This window comes from Streptomyces sp. URMC 127 (assembly GCF_051386535.1).
Taxonomy (GTDB): Bacteria; Actinomycetota; Actinomycetes; order Streptomycetales; family Streptomycetaceae; genus Streptomyces.
Genome location: NZ_JBPQTW010000120.1, coordinates 1 through 21,069 on the forward strand (window position 1 = coordinate 1; position 21,069 = coordinate 21,069).

At 70.1% G+C, this 21,069-nt stretch carries 21 protein-coding genes; 7 read left to right on the plus strand and 14 right to left on the minus strand.

Annotated features, from left to right (window positions below; genetic code table 11):
• Positions 1–178: 178 nt before the first annotated feature.
• The 8 genes from ACSNOH_RS22195 to ACSNOH_RS22230 form a co-directional block, all read right to left on the minus strand.
• Positions 179–1,237 (minus strand): 2-aminoethylphosphonate ABC transporter substrate-binding protein, encoded by a 1,059-nt coding sequence (locus tag ACSNOH_RS22195; protein WP_436723164.1) that lies wholly within the window; start codon positions 1,235–1,237, stop codon positions 179–181.
• A 43-nt stretch (positions 1,238–1,280) separates the two neighbouring features.
• Entirely contained in the window at positions 1,281–2,072 is a 792-nt protein-coding gene (locus ACSNOH_RS22200; protein WP_436723165.1) for an ABC transporter permease, read from the minus strand.
• Positions 2,059–2,952: a 2-aminoethylphosphonate ABC transporter permease subunit gene (locus tag ACSNOH_RS22205; protein WP_436723166.1), complete on the minus strand. Its 894-nt coding sequence runs from the start codon at positions 2,950–2,952 to the stop codon at positions 2,059–2,061. Before ACSNOH_RS22205 ends, ACSNOH_RS22200 begins: the two co-directional genes overlap by 14 nt.
• The gene (locus tag ACSNOH_RS22210; protein WP_436723167.1) at positions 2,945–4,051 is read right to left on the minus strand and encodes an ABC transporter ATP-binding protein; all 1,107 of its coding nucleotides are present in this window, start codon (positions 4,049–4,051) and stop codon (positions 2,945–2,947) included. Before ACSNOH_RS22210 ends, ACSNOH_RS22205 begins: the two co-directional genes overlap by 8 nt.
• Complete coding sequence (locus ACSNOH_RS22215; RefSeq protein ID WP_436723168.1) at positions 4,048–4,749, minus strand: phosphonatase-like hydrolase; 702 nt, start codon at positions 4,747–4,749, stop codon at positions 4,048–4,050. Before ACSNOH_RS22215 ends, ACSNOH_RS22210 begins: the two co-directional genes overlap by 4 nt.
• 53 nt (positions 4,750–4,802) lie before the next feature.
• Positions 4,803–5,933: a TIGR03364 family FAD-dependent oxidoreductase gene (locus ACSNOH_RS22220; protein ID WP_436723169.1), complete on the minus strand. Its 1,131-nt coding sequence runs from the start codon at positions 5,931–5,933 to the stop codon at positions 4,803–4,805.
• Positions 5,934–6,077: 144 nt separating this feature from the next.
• A complete protein-coding gene (locus ACSNOH_RS22225; protein WP_436723170.1) occupies positions 6,078–6,854 on the minus strand; it encodes a GntR family transcriptional regulator in 777 nt (258 codons plus the stop codon).
• A gap of 54 nt (positions 6,855–6,908) precedes the next feature.
• Positions 6,909–7,997, minus strand: coding sequence for an endonuclease/exonuclease/phosphatase family protein (locus tag ACSNOH_RS22230; protein ID WP_436723171.1), 1,089 nt, complete (start codon positions 7,995–7,997; stop codon positions 6,909–6,911).
• Positions 7,998–8,352: 355 nt separating this feature from the next.
• On the opposite strand from ACSNOH_RS22230, the gene ACSNOH_RS22235 reads away from it, so the two are divergent.
• Entirely contained in the window at positions 8,353–9,243 is an 891-nt protein-coding gene (locus ACSNOH_RS22235) for an alpha/beta fold hydrolase (protein WP_436723172.1), read from the plus strand.
• Between the two features lie 321 nt (positions 9,244–9,564).
• Here the strand turns inward: ACSNOH_RS22235 and ACSNOH_RS22240 are convergent, their stop codons facing one another.
• Positions 9,565–10,440 carry an NAD(P)-dependent oxidoreductase gene (locus tag ACSNOH_RS22240; RefSeq protein ID WP_436723173.1) on the minus strand — a complete coding sequence of 292 codons (876 nt, stop codon included), beginning with the start codon at positions 10,438–10,440 and terminating at the stop codon, positions 9,565–9,567.
• Positions 10,441–10,583: 143 nt separating this feature from the next.
• On the opposite strand from ACSNOH_RS22240, the gene ACSNOH_RS22245 reads away from it, so the two are divergent.
• Together ACSNOH_RS22245 and ACSNOH_RS22250 are read left to right on the plus strand one after the other, a co-directional pair.
• Positions 10,584–10,946 (plus strand): winged helix-turn-helix transcriptional regulator, encoded by a 363-nt coding sequence (locus ACSNOH_RS22245; RefSeq protein WP_436723174.1) that lies wholly within the window; start codon positions 10,584–10,586, stop codon positions 10,944–10,946.
• Positions 10,947–11,071: 125 nt separating this feature from the next.
• The gene (locus ACSNOH_RS22250; RefSeq protein ID WP_436723175.1) at positions 11,072–12,346 is read left to right on the plus strand and encodes an APC family permease; all 1,275 of its coding nucleotides are present in this window, start codon (positions 11,072–11,074) and stop codon (positions 12,344–12,346) included.
• A 159-nt stretch (positions 12,347–12,505) separates the two neighbouring features.
• On the opposite strand, the gene ACSNOH_RS22255 is transcribed toward ACSNOH_RS22250, so the two are convergent.
• Positions 12,506–13,243 carry an SDR family oxidoreductase gene (locus tag ACSNOH_RS22255; RefSeq protein ID WP_436723176.1) on the minus strand — a complete coding sequence of 246 codons (738 nt, stop codon included), beginning with the start codon at positions 13,241–13,243 and terminating at the stop codon, positions 12,506–12,508.
• A gap of 92 nt (positions 13,244–13,335) precedes the next feature.
• Here ACSNOH_RS22255 and ACSNOH_RS22260 point away from each other — a divergent pair, with 92 nt between their 5' ends.
• The gene (locus tag ACSNOH_RS22260) at positions 13,336–14,223 is read left to right on the plus strand and encodes a LysR family transcriptional regulator (protein ID WP_436723177.1); all 888 of its coding nucleotides are present in this window, start codon (positions 13,336–13,338) and stop codon (positions 14,221–14,223) included.
• Between the two features lie 126 nt (positions 14,224–14,349).
• Here ACSNOH_RS22260 and ACSNOH_RS22265 read toward each other — a convergent pair whose 3' ends face one another.
• Positions 14,350–14,922, minus strand: a complete 573-nt coding sequence (locus ACSNOH_RS22265) for a GNAT family N-acetyltransferase (protein ID WP_436723178.1) — start codon at positions 14,920–14,922, stop codon at positions 14,350–14,352.
• 343 nt (positions 14,923–15,265) lie between these two features.
• Between ACSNOH_RS22265 and ACSNOH_RS22270 the strand changes: the two genes are divergently transcribed.
• From ACSNOH_RS22270 to ACSNOH_RS22280, 3 genes are read left to right on the plus strand one after another with little or no spacing between them, the layout of a single operon-like run.
• The gene (locus ACSNOH_RS22270; protein WP_436723179.1) at positions 15,266–16,324 is read left to right on the plus strand and encodes an SAM-dependent methyltransferase; all 1,059 of its coding nucleotides are present in this window, start codon (positions 15,266–15,268) and stop codon (positions 16,322–16,324) included.
• 44 nt (positions 16,325–16,368) lie between these two features.
• Positions 16,369–16,551: a hypothetical protein gene (locus ACSNOH_RS22275; protein ID WP_436723180.1), complete on the plus strand. Its 183-nt coding sequence runs from the start codon at positions 16,369–16,371 to the stop codon at positions 16,549–16,551.
• Between the two features lie 5 nt (positions 16,552–16,556).
• On the plus strand, positions 16,557–17,324 hold the full coding sequence (locus ACSNOH_RS22280) for a phytanoyl-CoA dioxygenase family protein (protein WP_436723181.1): 768 nt from the start codon (positions 16,557–16,559) through the stop codon (positions 17,322–17,324).
• Between the two features lie 11 nt (positions 17,325–17,335).
• On the opposite strand, the gene ACSNOH_RS22285 is transcribed toward ACSNOH_RS22280, so the two are convergent.
• The 3 genes from ACSNOH_RS22285 to ACSNOH_RS22295 all read right to left on the minus strand — a co-directional run.
• Positions 17,336–18,466: an FAD-dependent oxidoreductase gene (locus ACSNOH_RS22285; RefSeq protein ID WP_436723182.1), complete on the minus strand. Its 1,131-nt coding sequence runs from the start codon at positions 18,464–18,466 to the stop codon at positions 17,336–17,338.
• A gap of 784 nt (positions 18,467–19,250) precedes the next feature.
• Complete coding sequence (locus ACSNOH_RS22290; protein WP_436723183.1) at positions 19,251–20,120, minus strand: hypothetical protein; 870 nt, start codon at positions 20,118–20,120, stop codon at positions 19,251–19,253.
• 467 nt (positions 20,121–20,587) lie between these two features.
• On the minus strand, positions 20,588–21,069 hold a 482-nt coding region (locus ACSNOH_RS22295; protein ID WP_436723184.1), incomplete at its 5' end, for a hypothetical protein.

The following is a 21,069-nucleotide window of genomic DNA, read 5'->3' on the forward strand; positions in this document are numbered from 1 at the left end:
CCCCCCCCCCCCCCCCCCCCCCCCCCCCCCCCCGACCCTCATGGACTACCCGTCCTCGAACGTTCGTGCGTCGACGAGCGGTGCACCCCGTCCCGCCCGAAGCAGTCGCCACCGACGTCGCGGAGGCGTCCACGAACCCGCAGGTCAGAGAAAGCGGATCACAGAGACGCGGGGCCGGTCAACTGCCGGTGGCTTCCTTCCACGCCGCGACGTACGAGGTGAGGTTCTTGTCGATGTCGGCCCAGTCGGGGCGGAAGACCTCCACCCCCTTCATGAGGCGGGTGAGAGAGGCGGCGTTCGGGTCGGTCGCCTTGACGTCCGTACGGGCCGCGAAGCCGCCACCGGCGGACGAGACGTCTCGCTGCACCTGCTCGGTGAGGAGATAGTCCAGGAACTTCTTGGCGTTCTCGGCGTGCGGGGCGTTCTTCACCAGGCCTGCCGCGTACGGGAGGGCGAACGTGGTGGGCTTTCCGCTGTCGCCCGCGGGGAAGAAGATGCCCTGGTTCGGCATTGTCTTCATGTTGGCGAAGTTCATCTGGACGTCCCCGTTGGCGACGAGGAGTTCGCCCTTGTCGACCTTCGGGGCGAGCTGGCCGGTGGACTTTGACGGGCCGACGTTGTTCTTCTGCAGCTCCTTGAGATAGGCCATGGCGGGTTCCTTGCCGCCGAGGTCGTGCATGGCCTTGATCAGGACGGCCGTGCCGTCACCCGCGACTCCCGGAGTGGAGTACTGCAGCTTGCCCTTGTATGCGGAGTCCAGGAGGTCCTTCCACGTCTTCGGCCGGCTGCTGTTCGCCAGCTCTTTCGAGTTGTAGATGAAGCAGAAGTAGTTGTTGGCGACTGCGGTCCACTTGCCGGAGGGATCCTTGTCGCCCTCCGCGACCTTGTCCGATCCCTCGGGCCGGTAGACGGCAAGCAGGCCCTTGCCGTCCGCCTGCTGGACGAAGGGCGGCAAGGTGACGACGACATCCGCCTTGGTGTTGGACTTCTCCCGGGCCAGGCGCTGCACGACTTCGCCGGAGCCGCCCTCGACATAGTTGACCTTGATGCCGGTCTTCTTCCCGAAGTCCTTGAAGACCTTGTCGTAGAAGCCGGAGCCGTCCTCGGCCTTGAGTCCGTCGGCGCTGTAGACGGTGATTTCCTTCGCTCCGGCGCCGGCTGTCCCGCCGCAGGCGGTCAGTGGGAGGAGGACGAGCAGGGCGGCGGCCGGCGGGAACAGCGTACGCAAACGGGACACGGGGACTCCTTCGAACGCGGCTGAAGGGTGGGAGGCGGGGAAGTCAGCGGTGGGAGGCTCGTGTGCGGACACGGGAGACCGCGAGGAGCACGAGGAGCGTGGTGGCCATGAGGACGACGGCGAGCGCGGCACCGGGGAAGAGCGCGCCGCGGTCGGTGGCGGCGAAGACCTTGACGGGCAGGGGCAGCCAGTCGGGCGGGTAGAGCATCATCGTGGCGCTGAGCTCGCCCATCGACAGGGCGAAGCAGAGCCCCGCGGCGGCGGAGAGGGACGGCAGGAGAAGAGGCAGCTTCACCTGCAGCAGAACGCGCAGAGGACTTGCGCCGAGGCTCGCGGCGGCCTGTTCGAAGGCGGGGTCGAGACGGTCCGAAGCCGCCGATACGGACTGGTGGGCGAAGGCTGTCACCAGGATCGCGTGTGCCAGGACGACGACGGCAGGCGTGCCGTTGAGCAGGAACGGGGGCTTGGAGAAGGCGACGAGCAGGGCGAGCCCGACGACCACGGACGGTACGGCCACCGGCAGCATGAACAGCAGGTCGATCACGCGGCGGGCGCGCGAGCCCCGGCCCGCGAGGGCCGCCCAGGTGCCGGTGACGAGGGCGATCACCGAGGCCGCGAGGGCGGTGAGCACGCTGGTGGTCAGGGCGTCGAGCGCCTCTGCGTGAGCGACCGCCCGGTAGTGGCCGAGCGTCGCCCCGGAGGGAAGCACCCCGCTCCATCCGGTGGCGAGGGAAGCTGCCACGACGACGAGGAACGGCAGCGCGAAGACGGGGAGGAACAGGGCGAGGAAGACGGCCTGGACCGCCCGGCGGGCACGACGGCTATGCACGAGCACGGCGGGCTCCCTCCATGCGGGTGGTGAGCGTCCGGTAGATCCCGTAGAGCGTCAGGGAGAGAGCGATGTTGACGACGGCGACCACGCACGCGCCGGTCCAGTCGCCTTCCAGGATGGCCTTGCCGTAGACGAGTACGGGCAGGGTCGTCACGCCCTTTGCGCCGGTAAAGAGGACGATGCCGAATTCGTTGAGGCACATCACGAGGACGAGGGAGCCGCCGGCCGCCAGTGCGGGCAGGGCCTCGGGCAGGATCACCTGCCGGATGATCCGTGGGGCGCGGGCGCCGAGCGAGGCCGCGACGTCGAGCTGCGCGGTGTCGAGCTGCGAGAAGGCGGCGAGCAGGGGCCGCATGACGAACGGCGTGAAGTACGTGACCTCGGCGAGGAGAACGCCCCAGGGCGTGTGCAGGAAGTCGAACGGGCCGGACGCGGCCCCGGTCACCCCGGTCCACACGCCGTTGGCCATGCCGGCGGTGCCGTAGACGAACATCAGCGCGAGGGTGATGAGGAAGGAGGGGAAGGACAGGAAGACGTCGATGAACCGTCCGATCGCTTTGCCGCCGGGAAACGGCACGAACGCGATGACCAGGGCGAGCGCGAATCCGAGGAGCAGGGAGCCGGCGGTCGCGCCGACGGCGATCATCACCGTGTTGCGCAGGGCGTCCCGGAACGCGGCCTGGGCGAACACCTCGGCGTAGGCGGAGAATCCGTGCCCGCCGCTCTCGGGGGACACCGACTGCCACAGGACGAGCGCGAGGGGGTGGAGGAAGACGATGCCGAGTGCGGCAACGGGAGGGAGCGCCAGGGCCCAGGCCGGAATCCGCCGGTAGGGGGAAGCGGGGGCGGCCACCCGTGCGAGCGGCAGCTGAACGCTAGCCATGGGCGTCGTCGCCTCCGGCCCGGCCTGCCGGCAGCAGCACCGCGTCGTCGCCTCCGGCCTGGTCTGCCGGCAGCAGCACCGCGTCGTGCGCCGCGAAGTGCAGGGTGATCCCGGTGCCGAGTGAGGGCGTCTCGCGCAGCTCCGGCACGTCGGCCGTGACGCGGTGCCCCGCGACATCGACGCCCAGGCGGTGGGTGACACCGCGCCACTGCACCTCCGCGACCGTTCCGCGCAGGGTGTTCGGCCCCTCCCCCAGCCGGACCAGGTGCGGGCGGAGGCACAGGGTTGCCCGGGCGCCTGCCGCGGCGTCACCGGTCGGCACGTCCAGGGCCGTGTCGCCGAGGCGTACGCCGTGGCCGGTGACCGTCACGGGCAGGAGATTGGCGTTGCCGACGAAGGAGGCCGTGAACGCGGTGCGCGGCCGCCGGTAGAGGTCTTGCGGAGTGCCGCAGTCCTGCAGGCGGGCGCGGTCCATGACGGCGATCCGGTCGGCGAGGGTGAGCGCCTCGACCTGGTCGTGCGTGACGTAGAGCATGCTGACGTCCGGCAGGTCGCGGTGCAGCCGGGCGAGCTCGGCGAGCATGCCGGAGCGCAGCCGGGCGTCGAGGGCCGAGAGCGGCTCGTCGAAGAGCAGCACGCCGGGCCGGACGGCCAGCGCCCGGGCGATGGCGACGCGCTGCTGCTGTCCGCCGGAGAGCTCGCGCGGGTAGCGCTCGGCGTAGCCGGCCATGCCTGTCATCTCCAGCGCCTGCGCGACGCGCGCGGCGGTCTCCTCCCGCGGCATTCTGCGCGCCTTGAGGCCGAAGGCGACGTTGGCGTCGACCCGCATGTGGGGGAAGAGGGCGTACTGCTGGACCACCATGCCGATGCCGCGCCGGTGGGGCGGCACGTCGGTGACGTCGCGGTCCCCGATGAAGACCCGGCCGGCGGCCGGCTGTACGAAACCGGCGACCGCGCGCAGGGCGGTGGTCTTGCCGGATCCGGACGGCCCGAGCAGTGCCATGACCTCGCCGGGTTCGACGGTGAGGTCGAGCGAGTCGAGGACGACGTTCTTGCCGTAGGCGACCGTCACGCCGTCGAACCGGATGCCTGTGCTCAACGGCCGTCCTCCGTCCGGGCGAGCAGGGCGGGGAGTTCCGCCACGGAGCCGAGGATGTGGGTGGCTCCGCAGGCGCGGAGCGCTGCCTCGTCGTGGGCGCCGGTCAGGACGCCGGCGACCACGGCCGCCCCGGACCTGGTGCCGGAGAGCATGTCGTAGGACGTGTCGCCCACGACGGCGATCCGCCGTACGTCGTCGGCGGCGCGGGTGCGCAGCAGGGCGGTGAGCACCATGTCGGGGTAAGGGCGGCCGCGCCCGCCGGCGTCTGCCGGGCAGAGGGTGAGGTCGGCGAGGTCCGTCCAGCGCAGGGCTGCCAGGATCGCATCCTGGGTGACGCGTGCGAAGCCGGTGGTGAGGACGACGGTGCGGCCTTCGGCGCGGAGCCGTTCGATCGCTTCCCGGGCGCCTGGCACGGGCTCGCAGTGGCCTTCGGCAACCAGCTGTCCGTAGGCGGACTCGAAGGCCGCGTTGGCGCGCCGGGCCTGCTCCTCGTCGCCGGGGAAGAGGTGCCGGAAGACGGAGATCTTCGATTCGCCCATCGTCGCGCGGACGTAGGCGAGTTGTTCGTGGTGGCGGGCGGTGCCCGGCTCGACGCCGAGAGTTCGTGCTGCGGCGGTGAAGGCACGCTCGACCAGGCCGTCGTCGGCGACGGTGGTACCGGCCATGTCCAGCACGACCAGGCTCGTACGCTGGGGCAAATCTCTCACCACGTTGCTCACCACGTTCCTCATGACCTTCTTCACCACGTCCCTCACCAGCCCAGTTCGTTCGCGGTGGTTTCGGCGATCGCCGGGGCGCACGTCATGCCGCGCCCGCCGGGGCCGGTCACCAGCCAGGCGTCGTCCCGTACGCGCTCGCGATGCACGACGCGGGCGGTGTCCACGCACTGTGCGTACACGCCGGCCCAGCGCTGCCGGACGGGTGGCAGGTGACGGCCGAGCAGCGCCTCGGCTACGGAGGTGAGGTGCTCGTACGGGTCCTCGTCGACGTCGAAGGCGAACGGCTCGGCGTACTCGTGGGTGTCGCCGATGGTCAGTCCGCCGTCCGCGCGCTGCACCATGAGCAGCTGCATCTTGTGCTCGGCGGCGGTCGCGGGCTGGGCCTGTGCGGCGGCCATCGCGTCGAGGGCGGCGCCGCCGTAGGCGGGGTAGTAGCGGAAGCTGTCGGCATCGGCGACGGAGGTGGTGAGCGGCTCGCCCAGCGGGGCGGTCTGCATCATCTGCAGGCGCACGCGGCGGACGGGCAGCTCCGGGGCGAGCTCGCGGACGAGGCCGCCCAGCCAGGCGCCGGTGCACAGCACGACCGCGTCGCCGCTGTGCACCTCGCCTCGGTCGTCGCGGACGGCTGACCCGCCGGCGGTATCTACGATGTCGCGGACCTCTCGGCCGCCGAGGAAGGTGTAGCGGCCGGAGCGGAGCAGGGCCTCCTTCAGGGCGCGCTGGGCCGTGCGGGGTTCCACGGCGGCGTCGCGATCGCAGGCCAGGGCGCCGAGGATGTCGCCGCGCAGGGCCGGGTTGACGGCCCGTACCTCGCCGGGGGTGAGGAGGCGCAGGCCCCGGGCGACGGCATCGGGCCGGGCCAGGACGTCGTGGGCGACGGCGAGTTCGGCCTCGGTGGTGACGGCCGTCAGCGAACCGTTGGCACGGAAACCGAGGCCGGGGACGGCGGCGCCGATCTCCTCCCACAGCTCGCGGGCCCGCAGGGCGGTGGCCAGCTCCTCTCCTGCCGCACGGCCGCTGACCCAGACCAGGCCGAAGTTGCGGACGGAGGCGCCCCGGGCCTCCGCCTCGCGCTCAATGTGCACGACCTGGTGGCCGCGCTGAATTGCCTGCCAGGCGTGCATGCTTCCCAGCACGCCGGCTCCGACGACTATGACTCGCATGACTCGAACGGTCGTCGGGGCGGGTGGCGCGAGGGCGACGGCTCGGCGAACCGGCGGGGAACCGGGCGTCAAACTTGGACTAGACCCGTTATCATTTCGTGATGAGGGTGGGTCGGTGGAAGGAGTTGGGGTGGTGATTCCTCCTCAGCTGCCGCCACGCAGATGGGCGGTGAAGGAGAACCGGTCCCCTCGGTAGAGCGAGCGCACACGTTCCAGCGGCCGCCCCTCCGTGTCCCGCGACACCCGGTGGATCAGCAGCATGGGCAGCGCGGGTGGCGTGCCGATCAGCAGCGCCTCGCGCGGCGTGGCCAGAACGGTCTCCAGCCGCTCGTCCGCGTCCCCGAAGCCGATGCCGAGACGCTCGTGCAGATAGCGGTAGAAGGAGGAGTCCGGCTCGAAGTCCGTGTCCAGCCTCGGTGCGCGCTCCACCGCGACGTACGTGCTCTCCAGACCGACCCGTTCGTCGTCGGCGAGCAGCACGCGCTCCAAGTGCCAGACGGCGGCCAGAGGTTCCACGCCGAGGTCGGGCGCGAGAGCGGCCGGGCAGGCGAAGCGGTCCAGGCCGACGAGGGCACGCCCTGGGCGACGTCCCTGGCGGCGCACACCCTCGGTGTAGCTGGCGAGCGCGAGGGGCTGCTCCAGCTTCGGGCCTGCGACGACCGTGCCGCGCCCCATCCGGCGCAACCGCCCCTCCAGCAGCAGCTCGCGCAGGGCCTGCCGCACGGTCTCCCGGGATACCTCGAAGCGCGCGGCCAGCTCCCGCTCAGTGGGTAGCAGGCCTCCCTCCCCCAGCTCGTCGAGCAGGCCGGCAACCTGTGTCTTGACCGCGTAGTACTTGGGAATCCGGCCGTGCTCGGGGATGCCGGCCCGGACCGGGGCGCCGGGCGGCCGACCGGGCTCGTCGTGCGTATGCGTGTCCACGCCGCGATCTTCGCATCCCCGGGTGGCCGGCACGTGGCGTTCAGCGTAGGGGGCTCACAGATCGAGTTCGGCGACGACGGCGGCGTGGTCGGAGGCCTGGTCGGCGGGGCTGTGCACATCGGGGAACGGGCTGCCGAACTCGAAGATGCCGCGCCGTTCCACCTCCACCTCGGTCACCTTGGTGAACAGCTCCGGCGAGAACATCAGGTAGTCGATCTTTTCCGAGGCCGTACACCTCGCGTGAGTGCCGGGCGGTCCCTCGTAGCTGTCGTGGGTCATCGCGTCCTGCAGGCCCGTGGCCAGGAGGAACGACAGCGGAACGCTGTCCGGAGTGTCGTTGAGGTCGCCGGCGACCACGACATGGACCGAGCGCTCGCGGGCGGCCTGGTAGAGCTCGGCAACGCGCTCACCCTGGAGCTTGCGCTTGTCGGCGCCACCGCCTCCGCGCTTGCTCTTGAAGTGGTTCCCGAGCAGCCACAGCGGCTTGCCGCCGATGTCTATCTCGAATTCCGGGCAGTCGCGGCTGAAGACGAGCCGGGAATTCTTCTTGTCGAAGATGTGCGAGCGTATCGAGGTGATGGGGTGGCGGCTGAAGAGCCCGACGTCGATGCCGCGCTCGTCGTTGCCGTCGATCAGCAGGTTGAAGGGGTACGCTTTCGCACCGATCTGGCCGTGCAGCACCTGCGTGTTAAAGCGGTCCATGGTGAGGCGGTTCTCGACCTCGACCATGAGCAGGACATCGGCCTTCACCGCGGCGATCACCCTGGCCGTGTTCTTGACGGCCGCCCAGTTGAGGTCGTCCGTCTTCAGTTCTGCCCAGCCGACCCAGGCGGGCCGTCCCGTTGCCTCGGGCCTGACCTCGATGTTCCTGCCCTCGCCCTTCAGCAGGCGCGCATGACCCCGCGGCTCGTTCACGAGAATCGTCTGGGTGGATATCTCCTGGGAGACGTCCACGCTGTGGGCCAGGAGAATCTCGATGATTCTGTCCTTGTCATCCGACGTGTACGTGGTGTGGTCGAGGATGCCGACGAGCTCTCTGAATTCGTTGAGGACGGTATTACGCAGCTCGTCGTTTCCGATACCGAAGACAACAGGCCGCCGGAAGAGGTTTTCGGCATTGAAGGTGGCGATGCGGATGCTCATGCTGCCTCCTCACGTACACCTCCCATTTTCCGGCGGCGCTTCGGTGCTGTCGAACGCAGCGGGGATTCGCGGCGGTGGTGAGCCGGGGCGGGGCGAGCGGCCGAGCCGGATTGACGGGCGGCGGCTGGCCGACCGTCTGGCGGACGGCATGGCGGTGACGACGGCAAGGCGGTGACTACGGCACGGCCGGTGCCCGGCATCACCGCTGGCTTCCGCGCATCGGCGGGCCTCCGCCTGACCAGCACTTACAAATTAGTGGGTACTTGTGACGCCCCGAGCCGGCGAGCGAGTCTGGGGAAGGCCCGACAGAGGAGCGGGACGGGTATGACACAAGACTCACAGGAATGGAACTGACATGAAGCACGGGCACGTTGTCGCCAACGGTGTGGACATCTCCTATGTGGAGGAGGGCGACGGCCCGCTGGCTCTCCTGCTTCACGGATTCCCGGAATCCGGGGAATCCACCTACCGGCACCTGATACCGGCGCTCGCCGAGGCCGGATACCGCGCCGTCGCCCCGAACATCCGCGGGTTCGCCCCGTCCGCCCTGCCGGCCGACGGCAGCATGCACCTGGCCGACCTCGTAGCCGACGCGAACGACCTGCACGAGCAGCTGGGCGGCGACGGAAACGCCGTCATCATCGGCCACGACTGGGGCGCGGCGACCACCTGGGGCGCGGCTCACACCGAGCCGGAGCGCTGGTCGCGAGTGGTGGTCAGCGACGTACCGCCGCTCGCGTTCTTCGGGGAGTACGCGAGCACCTACGAGGGCATCGAGCGGCTGAACCACTTCTGGTTCTTCCAGACGGCGATGGCCGACGAAGTACTCGCCGCGAACGACATGGCGTGGGTGCGCCAGGTCATGCAGGACAAGTGGACCGCGGCCGACTACGACGCCACGGAGGACTTCGAGGCCGTCAGGAAAGCCCTCGGAGAGCCGGCACGGCTGCACGCCGCGATCAATCTGTACCGGATGAATTTCGCGCCGCAGGAAATGGGAACGCCGGAATGGACGGCCCGCCATGCCGAGCTCTGGGGCGAGGTGCCGGCCCAGCCGACGCTGTATCTGCACGGTACGGAGGACAAGAGCGTCGTCCTGGACGCGGAAGGTCTGGCGGCTATCGGTGCGTCGCTGTCGCCCGGGTCCGAAGTTGCTTTCGTCCAGGGCGCGGGTCACCTCGTGCCCGCGGAGAAGCCGGTCGAATACAACGAGCGCGTCCTGCGGTTCCTGGGCAAGGAGCTGTAAATCGGCTGCTTCGTGAGCGACGTGCTGAGTCGTCCCTCAAGGCCTCGCTCAGCCCGTTCTTCCTTGCCGGCCGTGCCGATCGCCTTGCCCATCGGATGACCGGCCGCGGCGTATCCGCGGAGCCGGCCACCCGCAGGGGCTGTCCGGGGCCGGGAACGTCCCCGGCCCCGGTCACCGCGCGCGTACGGCCCACGGCCTCGGGCCTGCACGTACGGGGTAGGTGGGCGAGGAGGATTTCCACGCCCGGCCCACCGGCGGGAACCGCCCGTCCGGCTCGTCGAACGTGGCGCTCACCCGTAGCGCGCCCTTACCGGAACGTGCTCAGGCAGCCCGCTTGATGCTCTCGATGATGCGGGCGAAGCCCTCCTTTCCGTGGCCCGCGTCGATCTGGCGCTGGATGAGGCGGTGGACCATGTCGACTACCTCGGTGCTGATGCCCTGTTCCGCGCTGGCGGCCCGGAGATAGCTCAGGTCGGAGAACTCGAGGCTCTGCTGGCCTTCGACGGTGTAGTCGCCTCCGTCGATGACCGCCGCGTACCCGTCGAGGCCGCCGGTCATGGCCGTCAGCCAGGGCGCGGCCAGGGCGGCGAACTCCCGCGCTGTCACACCGGCCGGACCGACCATCGCGGCGCCGTGCATGAACCCGGCGAACATGACGTACATGGACGCGAGCAGGGCGAGGTCGTACAGTGAGGCCAGTCCGGCGTCCTCGCCGAACCACGTGCTGGTGCCCCACACATCGAGCAGTGCCTTGTGCTCGTGGAAGACGTCCGCCGAGCCGCTGTAGAGGACCGACGACCCCGGTCGGCCGATCATGGGCGGGACGGCCATGATCCCGCCGTCCAGATAGGCGATCCCGGCCTCGGCGGCCCAGGAGGCCAGCTCCCGGGACTGCTCCGGGGTCGTCGTGGTGACGTTGATGAGGGTGCGGCCTGCCAAGTCGGCGGCGAGCGGGTCGAGCACCTCGTGGACCGAGGCGTGACCCAGCAGACAGGCGACCACCGGGCCGCCTGCCCGGACCGCGTCGCCGGCCGTGGCGGCGGCCTCGGCGCCCTGGGAGACAAGGGCCTGCGCCTTCTCCGGCGAGCGGTTCCAGACCGTCGTCGTGTAGCCGGCCTTCACCAGGGCGGCCGCGAGGGCGGTGCCCATCGCGCCCAGGCCGAGGACGCTCACCTGCGGGTTGCTGTCGATGCTCATGGGTTTTTCCTCCGTGATCGTCGTTCGCATCGATCCTCGGCGCCGCGGCTAGAGTTGACCAGTACGGACTTTTTAGTGGGGCACGTACTTTCGTGTAAGCATGGCTGGGAGCCGGAAGCGCGGAGCGGGGAGCGGGGAGCGGAATGGCGACATCGGGGCGGCGTGGTCCCTATTTCTGCGGCATCGACGCGGCGATGGACGTGGTCGCCGGCAAGTGGAAACCGCTGATCCTCTGGGAGTTGCACGCATTCGGTGCACGGCGGTTCGCCGAACTGCGGCGCGGACTGCCGGGTGTGACGGAGAAGATGCTGACCCAGCACCTCCGGGAGATGGAGGAGGACGGGCTGATCCACCGTGAGGTGTATCCCCAGGTGCCGCCGAAGGTCGAGTACTCCCTCACGGAGCACGGCGTCTCGCTCAACACCGCCCTGGCTGCCCTCGGGGAATGGGGTACCGAGCGCATGCGGCGGATCGGTGCCGAGAAGGTCTCGGTCGACGCCGCCTGACAGGCTGTTCGGCCCTCCGCGGGCGGAGATGCAACCGCCGTCTTCTTCCCGCTCGCGTATCGTCTGCCGATGTCGGATTTCCTTCCGTCTTCCTTCCATGCGGTGGACCGTCGAAGGAGCGGGTGATGAGCAAGCCCTCGACCGCCACGGGTGTGCCGGATGCGTTGCACCGGCGGCTGGGGGTGGCCGACGCGGTGGTGATCGGCCTGGGGTCGATGATCGGTGCAGGGATCTTCGCCGCACTCGCCCCGGCCGCCCGCGCGGCCGGCTCCGGGCTACTGACCGGCCTGGGGCTCGCGGCCGTGGTGGCGTACTGCAACGCGACCTCCTCCGCGCGACTCGCGGCCCGGTACCCGGCTTCCGGCGGCACCTACGTCTACGGCCGTGAGCGGCTCGGCGCCTTCTGGGGTTACCTGGCGGGGTGGGGGTTCGTGGTCGGCAAGACGGCCTCTTGCGCGGCGATGGCCCTTACGGTCGGCTCGTACGTGTGGCCTGGGGAGGCCCACGCGGTAGCTGTTGCGGCGGTGGTGGGGCTGACGGCGGTCAACTATGCCGGGGTGCAGAAGTCGGTCCGGCTCACCCGTGTCATCGTGTCCGTGACGCTGGCCGTTCTCACCGCCGTGGTGGTCGCTTGCCTGACATCGGATGCGGCGGACGCGGCTCGGCTGAATGCCGGGGGCGACGCGTCCTTGGGCGGCGTGCTTCAGGCGGCAGGCCTGCTGTTCTTCGCCTTCGCAGGCTACGCGCGGATCGCCACCCTGGGTGAGGAGGTCCGCGACCCCGCGCGCACCATTCCTCGCGCGATCCCGCTGGCACTGGGCATCACTCTGGTGCTCTACACAGTCGTCGCGATCTGCGCCCTGACCGTGCTGGGCCCGAAGGGACTGGCGAACTCCGCTGCACCGCTGTCGGACGCGGCCCGGGCGGCAGGCGCCCAGTGGCTCGCACCGGTTGTGCGCACCGGCGCCGCGGTGGCAGCGCTCGGCTCGTTGCTGGCACTGGTCCTCGGCGTCTCGCGCACCACGCTGGCCATGGCGCGGGACCGGCACCTGCCGCAGGCCCTCGCGGCGGTTCACCCGAGGTTCAAGGTGCCGCACCGTGCCGAGCTGGCGGTCGGGGTGGTGGTGGCGGTGGTGGCCGCGACGGCGGACGTGCGCGGGGTGATCGGGTTCTCTTCCTTCGGCGTGCTGGTGTACTACGCCGTCGCCAACGCCTCTGCCTGGACCCTCACCCCGGACGAGGGCCGTCCGGCGCGGGTCGTCCCTGTCCTGGGGCTGGCCGGCTGTTTGACGCTGGCCTTCGCCCTGCCTCTGGCATCGGTGGCCTGGGGGGCCGCGGTGCTGGCCTTCGGAGCCGCCGTCTACGGCATCCGCCGCATGGCGGCCGCCCGCAGGGCGTAGATCGATCGCTGGGATGCGCCCGGCGTGGACGGGCGGAGAACCGCCGCGCCCTCTGCCCGGCGAGACGATCTACTCTTTCGCGACAGGCTGAGAACGCTCGGCCCGGGATTCTCAGTGCATCTGGTTACTGCGGAATCCACGGCGATGGCGGGTTCGTGATCACCAGGGGACGACGCCGTCGTCCTCGAAGAAGGAACCGGTCGGGCCGCCGTCGGGGAGGGTGGCGAGCCGGATCGGGGTGGCTGCGCCCTGTGCGGGGGTGCGGGGTCCGTGGAAGCCCGTGAAGTCGGTCGCGACCAGGCCCGGGCAGGCGGCGTTGATGAGGATGTTGGTGCCGGCGAACTGTCGGGCGTACTGCAGGGTGAGGGCGTTGAGGAAGGATTTCGACGGTGCGTAGGCCGCCATGATGGGGCCGATCTCGGTGTCCGGGTCCGCCTGCCGGGTCAGGGAGCCGACGCTGCTGGAGACGTTGACGATGCGTGGGGAGGCGGAGCGCCGCAGCAGTGGCAGCATCGCGTTGGTGACCCGGACGACGCCCATGACGTTGGTGTCCACGACGGTGCGGAGCACTTCCAGGTTGAGCGTGGTCGGCTCCTGCAGCCATCCCGGGCCCATTTCGCCTGGGATGCCGGCATTGTTGACCAGGGCGTCCAGGCGTCCGGCCAGTCGTCCGATCAGTTCCGCGGCGGCGGTGACACTGCGGCCGTCGGTCACATCCAGTGGTACCCCGAACGCGTCCACGCCGGCGGCGCGCAGTTCGCCGACGGCGGTTTCGCGTCGGGTCGCGTCGCGGGCTCCCACACCGACGCGGTAGCCGAGGCTGCCCAGTCCGGCCGCGATCTCGTAGCCGATGCCCTTGTTCGCGCCGGTCACCAGCGCGGTGGTCGTTTCACTCATGCCGATGATGTTGACCCGTGGGCGGGTGGTGCGGCCAACACCGGTACGGTGCCCTGTCATACCCGCCGGGTATCACCGCGTATGCTGCGGCCGTGGACACCCTGGAGACCCGCGAGTTGAGGTACTTCGTGGCTGTGGCCGAGGAGTTGCACTTCGGGCGCGCCGCCGAGCGTCTCGGCATGGCCCAGCCGCCGCTGTCGCGGGCGATCCAGCAGCTCGAACGGCGCCTGGGAGGCTGTCTGCTGGAGCGCAACCGCCGTGGTGTCCGCCTGACCGGTGCCGGGGAGGTGCTGTTGCGGGAGGGCCGGGCGGCTCTCGACGCGGCCGCTGCCGCCGTCCGCCGCACCCGGCGCGCCGGTGGTGCCGGCAGTCCCGGCGGCCCCCGCGGTCGGCTGGTCCTCGCAGTGAAGGCCGCGGCGTCCCACAACCTGCTGCGCAAGCTTCTCGACGCCTACGCTGCCGAGCCCGGCAGTGCCGAGATCGAGGTACTGCCGTGCGGCATTCGCGAGCAGGAAGAACTGCTGCGCGACGGACGCGCCGACGTCGCGCTCATGCACACGCCGTGGAACTCCCTCACCGGGTTCGACAGCGAGGCACTGGCGGCCGAGGGGCAGGTCGCCGTCCTGCCTGCCGGGCACCCCCTCGCCGCCCGCGAGACCTTGTCCCTGGCCGATGTCAGGGACGTCCCCGGTCTGCCGCTCGCTCGCTGGCCCACCCGCGGCACCTACGCACCCGGCCCCGGCCCCGAGATCCACAACCAGACACAACTGGCCCAGCTGATCGCCCTCGGACGCACCATGGCGGTCGTCCCCGACTCCGCCCGCTCCTGGCTGTGGGCCGAGCACGCGGCCGTTCCCTTGGCCGACGCACCTTCCGTCGTGACCCACATCGCCTGGCCCGCGCACAGCCGCTCCCTCGCCCTGGCCGGCCTGGTCCGCACGGCCGCACGGCTATGGCCGGATCAGAACGCGAAACAGTGAGAATCCGACGACACGGATGAGATCCGGTGAGGATTCGTCCGCTTCGGTGCGACAGGACACAGGGCCCGTGGCCCGGGCATCCGGCACTGTGGCCCTCGATATTCGCCCCGGCGCGGCCAGGGATTCTCACCCCTGGCCCTCACTCTGGCGCTCTGTCCCGCCGTCCAACAGCGCATACCGGAACGCATCCCGCCGCTCCTCCCCCACCAGCTGCCGCCCCCGCAGCAGTCCCTCGCGCCGGAACCCCGCACGCTCCGCCGTACGCATGGAGGCCGCGTTCCACGGCTCTACGTACAGCTCAAGCCGGGGGATCCGTAGATCCAGCAGGGCCCACTCGGTGATGGCGCGGAGCGCAGCGGCCGCGGCTCCCTGTCTGCGCGCCGACTGGACGACCCAGTACCCCACCGATGCGCGGCCTTGCTCCAGGTTCTTCACCCAGAGCCCCGCGGTGCCGACCGGACGCACGCCGGGTTGCACGATGACAAATGGATACCCGGCGCCCAGGAGCGCCGCCCTCCGCTGGCGCTCGATGAACGCGACACCTTCGGCCTCGGAGAAAGGTGAGGGCACCGTCGTGATCAGCGGGATGTAGTCGTCCTTGGAGGCTTCACGAACGAGGTCGAGGTCCGAGAGGAGCCATGGCCGCAGGGTGACACCGCCGTGGGCGGCGAGTTCCGGTACGACGAGAGGCTGGGCCATGCACCCAGCCTGCTGCGCCCCGGCACCGGGCGCACCTGTGGTCCCGGGCGTCTCGTGGCCCCCCCCCCCGGCGGGGGTGACGCGTCGGGCCTCACCCGAACGGCCTGGCCGGAACGGCGCATGGGGTCGGCAAGTGCGTTCCTGGACGGGGGCCGCAAGTGCGTTCCTGGTGGGAAGGCACGCCCTGTGGTGGAGAACGGTCCCGTGGCGGACCGGGACGAACGGTATGCGCGCGGGGGTCCGTTCGGGTGGGGTTGTCGCCGCCACCGTCCCGCTGCCCGGTACTCACATGGGCCCGGCCTGACAATGAGACGAACCGACGGGCATAAGCGAAGGGGATTCCATGGCAGGTGGGTCGCTGGTAGTGGTGGGTTCCGGGATCAAGGGCGTGGCACACCTGACGAAGGAGGCGGTCGGCTGGATCGAACAGGCCGACCACGTGGTGTACTGCGTGTCCGACCCCGTGACCGAGGTGTGGATCCAGGAGCACAGCAAGTCCTCGCAGGACCTGTACCGGCTGTACGGCAATGACAAGCCGCGCATCGAGACCTACCGCGCGATGGTGGACGCGATGGTCGGCGCGGTGCGCGACGGCCTGGCCGTGTGCGGCGTCTTCTACGGGCATCCGGGGGTGTTCGTCCACCCGGGGCACGCGGCGATCCGCACACTGCGGGACGAGGGGTACCCCGCCATGATGCTGCCCGGCGTCTCGGCCCTGGACTGCCTGTTCGCCGACCTCGGCGTCGACCCGTCCCGGCCCGGCTGCCAGGAGGTCGAGGCCACCGACCTGCTGCTGCGCGACCGGCCTCTGCTGGTGGAGTCCCACGTGGTGCTGTGGCAGGTGGGATGTGTCGGCGACCTCGGGTTCAACTTCGCCGGCTACACCAACAAGCACCTGGGCGTGCTGGCGGAGTACTTGGACCGCTTCTATCCCCCGGACCACCTGGTCACCCACTACCAGGCCTCACAGTACCCGGTCTGCCCGCCGTTCATCCGGACCTTCCCCCTGCGAGAGCTGCGCCATGAACGGCTGACCGGCATCTCCACCCTCTACCTGCCACCCATCGGCCCGCGCCCGGTCAACCAGCTGATGGCCCAGCGGCTCGGACTGGTCACAGCCGCGTCGGACGCCACCTCCTCGCCGCCGGCCGACAGTGACCGGCCTGCCCCGGGGCCCAGCGGCAGGGGCTCGGTCGACCGTTACCTGCCGACCCGCTTCCCCAGCCCGCTCGCCGAGTACCTGACCGGCCTGGCGACCGACCCCGCCCGGCTCGCCGCACACCAGCGCGACCCGGAGGCCGCCGTGCAGCACACGGCGCTGAGCGACGCCGAACGCTCGGCCCTGCTCAGCCGGGTCGGCGGGAACATCCGTATGGCCATGAAGGACACCACCGCCACCTGATACCGCAACACCCGTCAGCACGGACCCATCCAAAGGAGAGAGTCATGGACGCCCCCAGCACCAGCGGCACCCCCGGAGACGTCGACCTGCGGGACGCCGTCATGGACGTCACCCGCCGGCCGGCCTCGGACGCCTCCGCCATGGCGGACGGCCCCGTCAACGAGGTGGTCTCGGAAGTCATCTCCGACGTCGTCGGATCCGTGGACGAGGACAACGACCTCCGGTAGACGACGTGAGTGACGAGGCCCAAGCCCCGCCCGCCCTCCGGCGGGGCACCTCGCATCCCGGCACCGGGCTGCTGTTCGCGTACGACACGACCCGCTTCGACTTCGCGGCCTGGGCGCGCGACACCCTCGCCGCCACAAACCTGGCTCTCGCCCACCGCGAGCACGGCACCACCAACGCGGCACGCGAGAGCGCCGTACGCGCACTACGCGACGCATACCCGGCGATCCGCGACACCTTCCGCGCCTTCGTGGAGACCACGGCGCAGTCCGTGCTCGGGCCTCTGTCCTGGTACCAGGACCCGCCCATCTTCCGCGTCCACTTCCCCGGCACCGACTCCGTCTCCCCCCTGCACAAGGACCGCGACTTCACCCCCTCCCGCGCCACCCTCTCCTCCCTCCGGCGCCGGTACCACAACGTCTGGGTACCCCTGACCGACGTCCGCGACGGGTGCGCCCTGTGGCTGGAAAGCAGCGAGGGCAGCGGCGACTACGCCCCCGTCTCCCTCGACTACGGGCAGGCGTTCATCTTCGACGGCATGAACCTCACCCACGGCAGCGTGCGCAACGACACCGGCCGCACCCGCGTCAGCCTCGAGTTCCGCTGCATCTCCATCCGGCAGAACCCTGGGGAGGGCAACGGCGAGCTCGGCACCGCCGGCGACGTCCGCTCGTCCGAGGACTTGCCGTGCTCGAATGGGTCCCGAGGGTTTTCCAACACGCAGTCAGGCCGTCTCGGGGAACCCGGCACCCGTGGCACCCCGAGGGGTGTGTGATCCGGGCCGTATCAGGACTGCTCGTGCCGAGTGAACGTGGCAACCAGGCTCTGGGCCGGGTTGCTGTCGGAGTCGGCTCCGTGGGCCTCAAGGATGTCAATCATGGCGGCCTCGGTGCGGGGGAACATGGCCTGCTCGTACTCGGTGAGCGCGGCCTCGATGTCGTCAGGGTGAGCGGCGAGGACTTTGCCGAGTTCGGCGCCGTCGAGCATGGCCAGGTTGGCGCCTTCTCCGTTCGGGGCGGCGAGGTGGGCGGCATCTCCGAGCAGGGTCACTCCCGGGACCCTGTCCCACCGGTGCCCGGTCGGCAGCGCGTAGAGAGGGCGCAGGACCGGCGCGGTATCGCTGTCGGTGATCAGCGCGGTGAGTTCGGGCGCCCAGCCGTCAAACTCCTGCGCGATCCGTGCGGTGGCTGCGGCGCCATCGGTGAAGTCGATGGGGGCGAACCAGTCGAGCGGCTCCGACAGCCCCACGTAGGCGTGCAGGGTCTCGCCCCTTTCCCGGTGGGCGAAGATCTCCCTGCCCTGTGAGTGCGCGATCATCGATCCGCCTCCCACCGCTTTTGCTGCGGCCGGGTGTCGCGTGTCGGCGTCGAACAGGTAGGTCTCGACGACCGACTTACCGACGTACGCGGGCGTGGCGGTGGAGAGCAGCGGCCGGACGCGTGACCACGCGCCGTCCGCGCCGACCAGCAGGCTGGTGACGACGGAGTTGCCGTCGGCGAACGTCACCTCGTGCGTGCCCTCGCCGAGGGTACGGGTGCTGCTGACCTTGTGCCCCCACTGGACGGTGCCGGCCGGGAGCGAGTCTAGGAGCATCTGTCGCAGCTCGCCGCGCTGGACTTCGGGGCGTCCGCCCGTACCGTCATCGGCTTGGTCGAACAGAACGGTTCCGTCAGTGTTGAGGACCCGCATCGCCTGGCGGCCCTCCAGGATGAGGTCGCTGAACTCGTCCATCAAACCAGCTGCTTCAAGGGCGAGTTGCCCGTTGTAGTCGTGGATGTCGAGCATCCCGCCCTGCGAACGCGCGGTCGGGGAGGACTCCGCCTCGTACACCGTGGCTGGTATTCCATGGACGTGCAGGACGCGGGCGAGCGTGAGGCCGCCGAGACCTGCACCGATGATTGTGACGTCAGTGGTCATGGTGGTTTCCTTCCTGATCCTGGACGACCGACCGGGGCCGGCGCCCGGTGCCCGTCGGGCGGGGAGTGCCGTTCCAGGCAGTCGAGAGCGATGCGGTGCTGCTGACCGGCGTCGCTGACGGCCAGCCTCGATCAGCTCCAATGTCCCGGCAACGCTCGACAGATCACCGACAGGTCGCCGACCACCGCCGACAACCACCCGACAGCGCGGCATCGGCTGAGTGATGCACTCGCACAGTCAGCTGCCACCAGTTCTCAGGGGAACCAGTCCGGTGGTATCCGAAGGACGGCATCCGGCGTCGGCGGCGTCGCCCCCGGCAACGCTGCCCCTGCCCAGGCCTGAGCTCACTGCGCTCGTCGCCTTCAGCCCCGGCCGCGGCCATTGATCGAAGGCGCCGAAGCGCATCGCCCAGAGGGCAGGGCGCGGTCAGGGCTGTTGCGGCCTGTCGCGGTCGATGACGTCGTTGGCTTTGTCGTGTGCCAAGGCCGCCCCGGGCGTCGGAGGTACGGGCGGCGTCGGCCCCTACGTACCGCACGTACCGCCGTCGCTGTTGATGCCAGTGGCGACGATCACCCCAGAGATACGGTCCCCCGAGGCCAGAGCTTCGGCCGTGTGTTTCAAAAGGTGCGCAGCTTCCACGGGACGACGGCGTCGTGGCTCGCGAGAAGCTCACGAATGTGAGGGGGAACAGGCGGTGCCCACCGCCATCCTCGGGTCCCGCAGATCGAGGGTGAGCACGTGAGCCCGGCGACGTGGAGCTGCCCCCGGGCACCCCGCGCCCGGTCTACTGGTTGGCCAGCAGGTCGGTGTGGTGCTGTTCGAGGTCGGTGACGCCCTTGAGGCCCGCCTGGACCGTATACCGGGTGTACCCGTAGAGATCCGTCTCGTCGGTCAGCTGCCAGCTGTCCGCAAAGCCCCAGCTTCCCCCTGTGTAAATGCCCTTGATCCTGCCGTCCACCGTCCCGACGGCGTCGAAGGGCCCGCCCTTCCAGCGGAAGGTCCAGTGCATCCGGTACCAGGCGTCCAACTGCTCCGGGGCTGCCAGGAAGCGCTCGCCGCTCGGGTCCCGGGGATCGGCAACGAGATCCTCAGGCCGGTCACCGCCGGTGGTCAGAGCGATGAGGCCCGACGCGTCGGCCTCGGCAGCGGCCGGGTACGTCCGGCCGCGGTGGACCGCGTAGGTCCTGGGGCGGAAATGGTCAACCTCGGCCAGACGCTGCACCAGAGCGCGCCGGGGCTGGAGGAGATCCTTGCGGTGCTGCTCCAGCTCGGTGACCTCATCGCGTGGGAAGACCCCGCGGTAGCCGATGACCCGGCGCTTGAGGTGTGCCTTGGCGAAGTGTTCGTCGGAGCCCAGGTAGTTGCCCGAGAGCGTGGTGGGCGTGGCGGCGGTGCACTCGAAGGGCTCGCCGTGCCAGCGGAACGTCCACGTCACGGCGTACCAGGCTTCGAGGCGCTCCAGCGGAACCGGGTATCCCACCGACCCGTCGGCGGCCTCGCGCGGCGTGAGCCCTTCGGGTGCGGGACGGCCGGGCTCGGGCAGCAGTTCGACGCACGGCCACAGGCCTACGGCGGGACGGGCCCGATAGAGCTCTCCGTGAAAGACCGCGACCTTGCCCTTGACCGGGGAGAGGAAACCCGCAGTGTCAGTCATGTGCTTTTCCACAGTCCTTCGTGCTTGTCGAGGAAACCGACGGCCCCTTCGGGACCGTCGGCGTGCATACGCCAAATCTCAGCATGGTGGGGAATCCGGTGGGCTCGGCGATCCGCTCCGGAACACCCCCGCCGGTGTAACCGGTGCCGAGGAACGGGTCGCGCCAGGCCTGCCCCCCCCCGCTCTGGCCCCCATGCCGGCGATGTAGTTCGCCAGCCCCTGGTCGTCGACAGCGCCGAGGCTCGGATCGGCACGCATGTCGTGCGGTGCCGGGAAGCGTAGCGGGTACGCCTCGGACGCCCGGAGGGACGGGGGTTCAACCGGCTCCGCCATCGTCAAAAGCGAGCACGTCGCGCAGTTGGTCCATGCTACGCAGGTCGGCGGTGTCGCAACCACCCGCGATGGAACCACGGAACTCGGCAGGGTTGAAGGGAACGGGCCATTACGATGGCGCCGCGCCTGAGCAATTACACCTGCTCTTGGTACACCCTGATCTCGGTCGGCTTGAGACTGTGGATCGATGTCCACGCTGCCTGTTCGGCCAGCCCTTGGGCCCACTCTTCCAGGTCGCCTCCGGCATCGTGGAAGAACCACGAGTCGAAGCTCCCCAGCGCCTCCAGGGCGGGTGTGAGTTCGTACCTGAGTTCGCAGTGGACTTGCACGTAGTGGTCGTGATCACCGTCGTTGTCGGAAACCTCGAACTGTCGGGTGAGGTCCAGTGTGAACGCCGGAGGACCGTCGAACGCGTAGGTCCCAAACTGGAACAGAAGGCCGTCGGTCTCGGCTGCGTCCGGGACGTGGAACCGCCGTCGGCCGAACCGAAGGAAGGCCAGCCAGAGGTCTTCCGTAACCGGATTGGCAAGCGCCCCGGGCCCCAGGTCACCCTCCAGCAGCCCCACAGCCTCATCCACCAACGGTCTCCGCGTCACCCCCCCAACCCAACCAAACC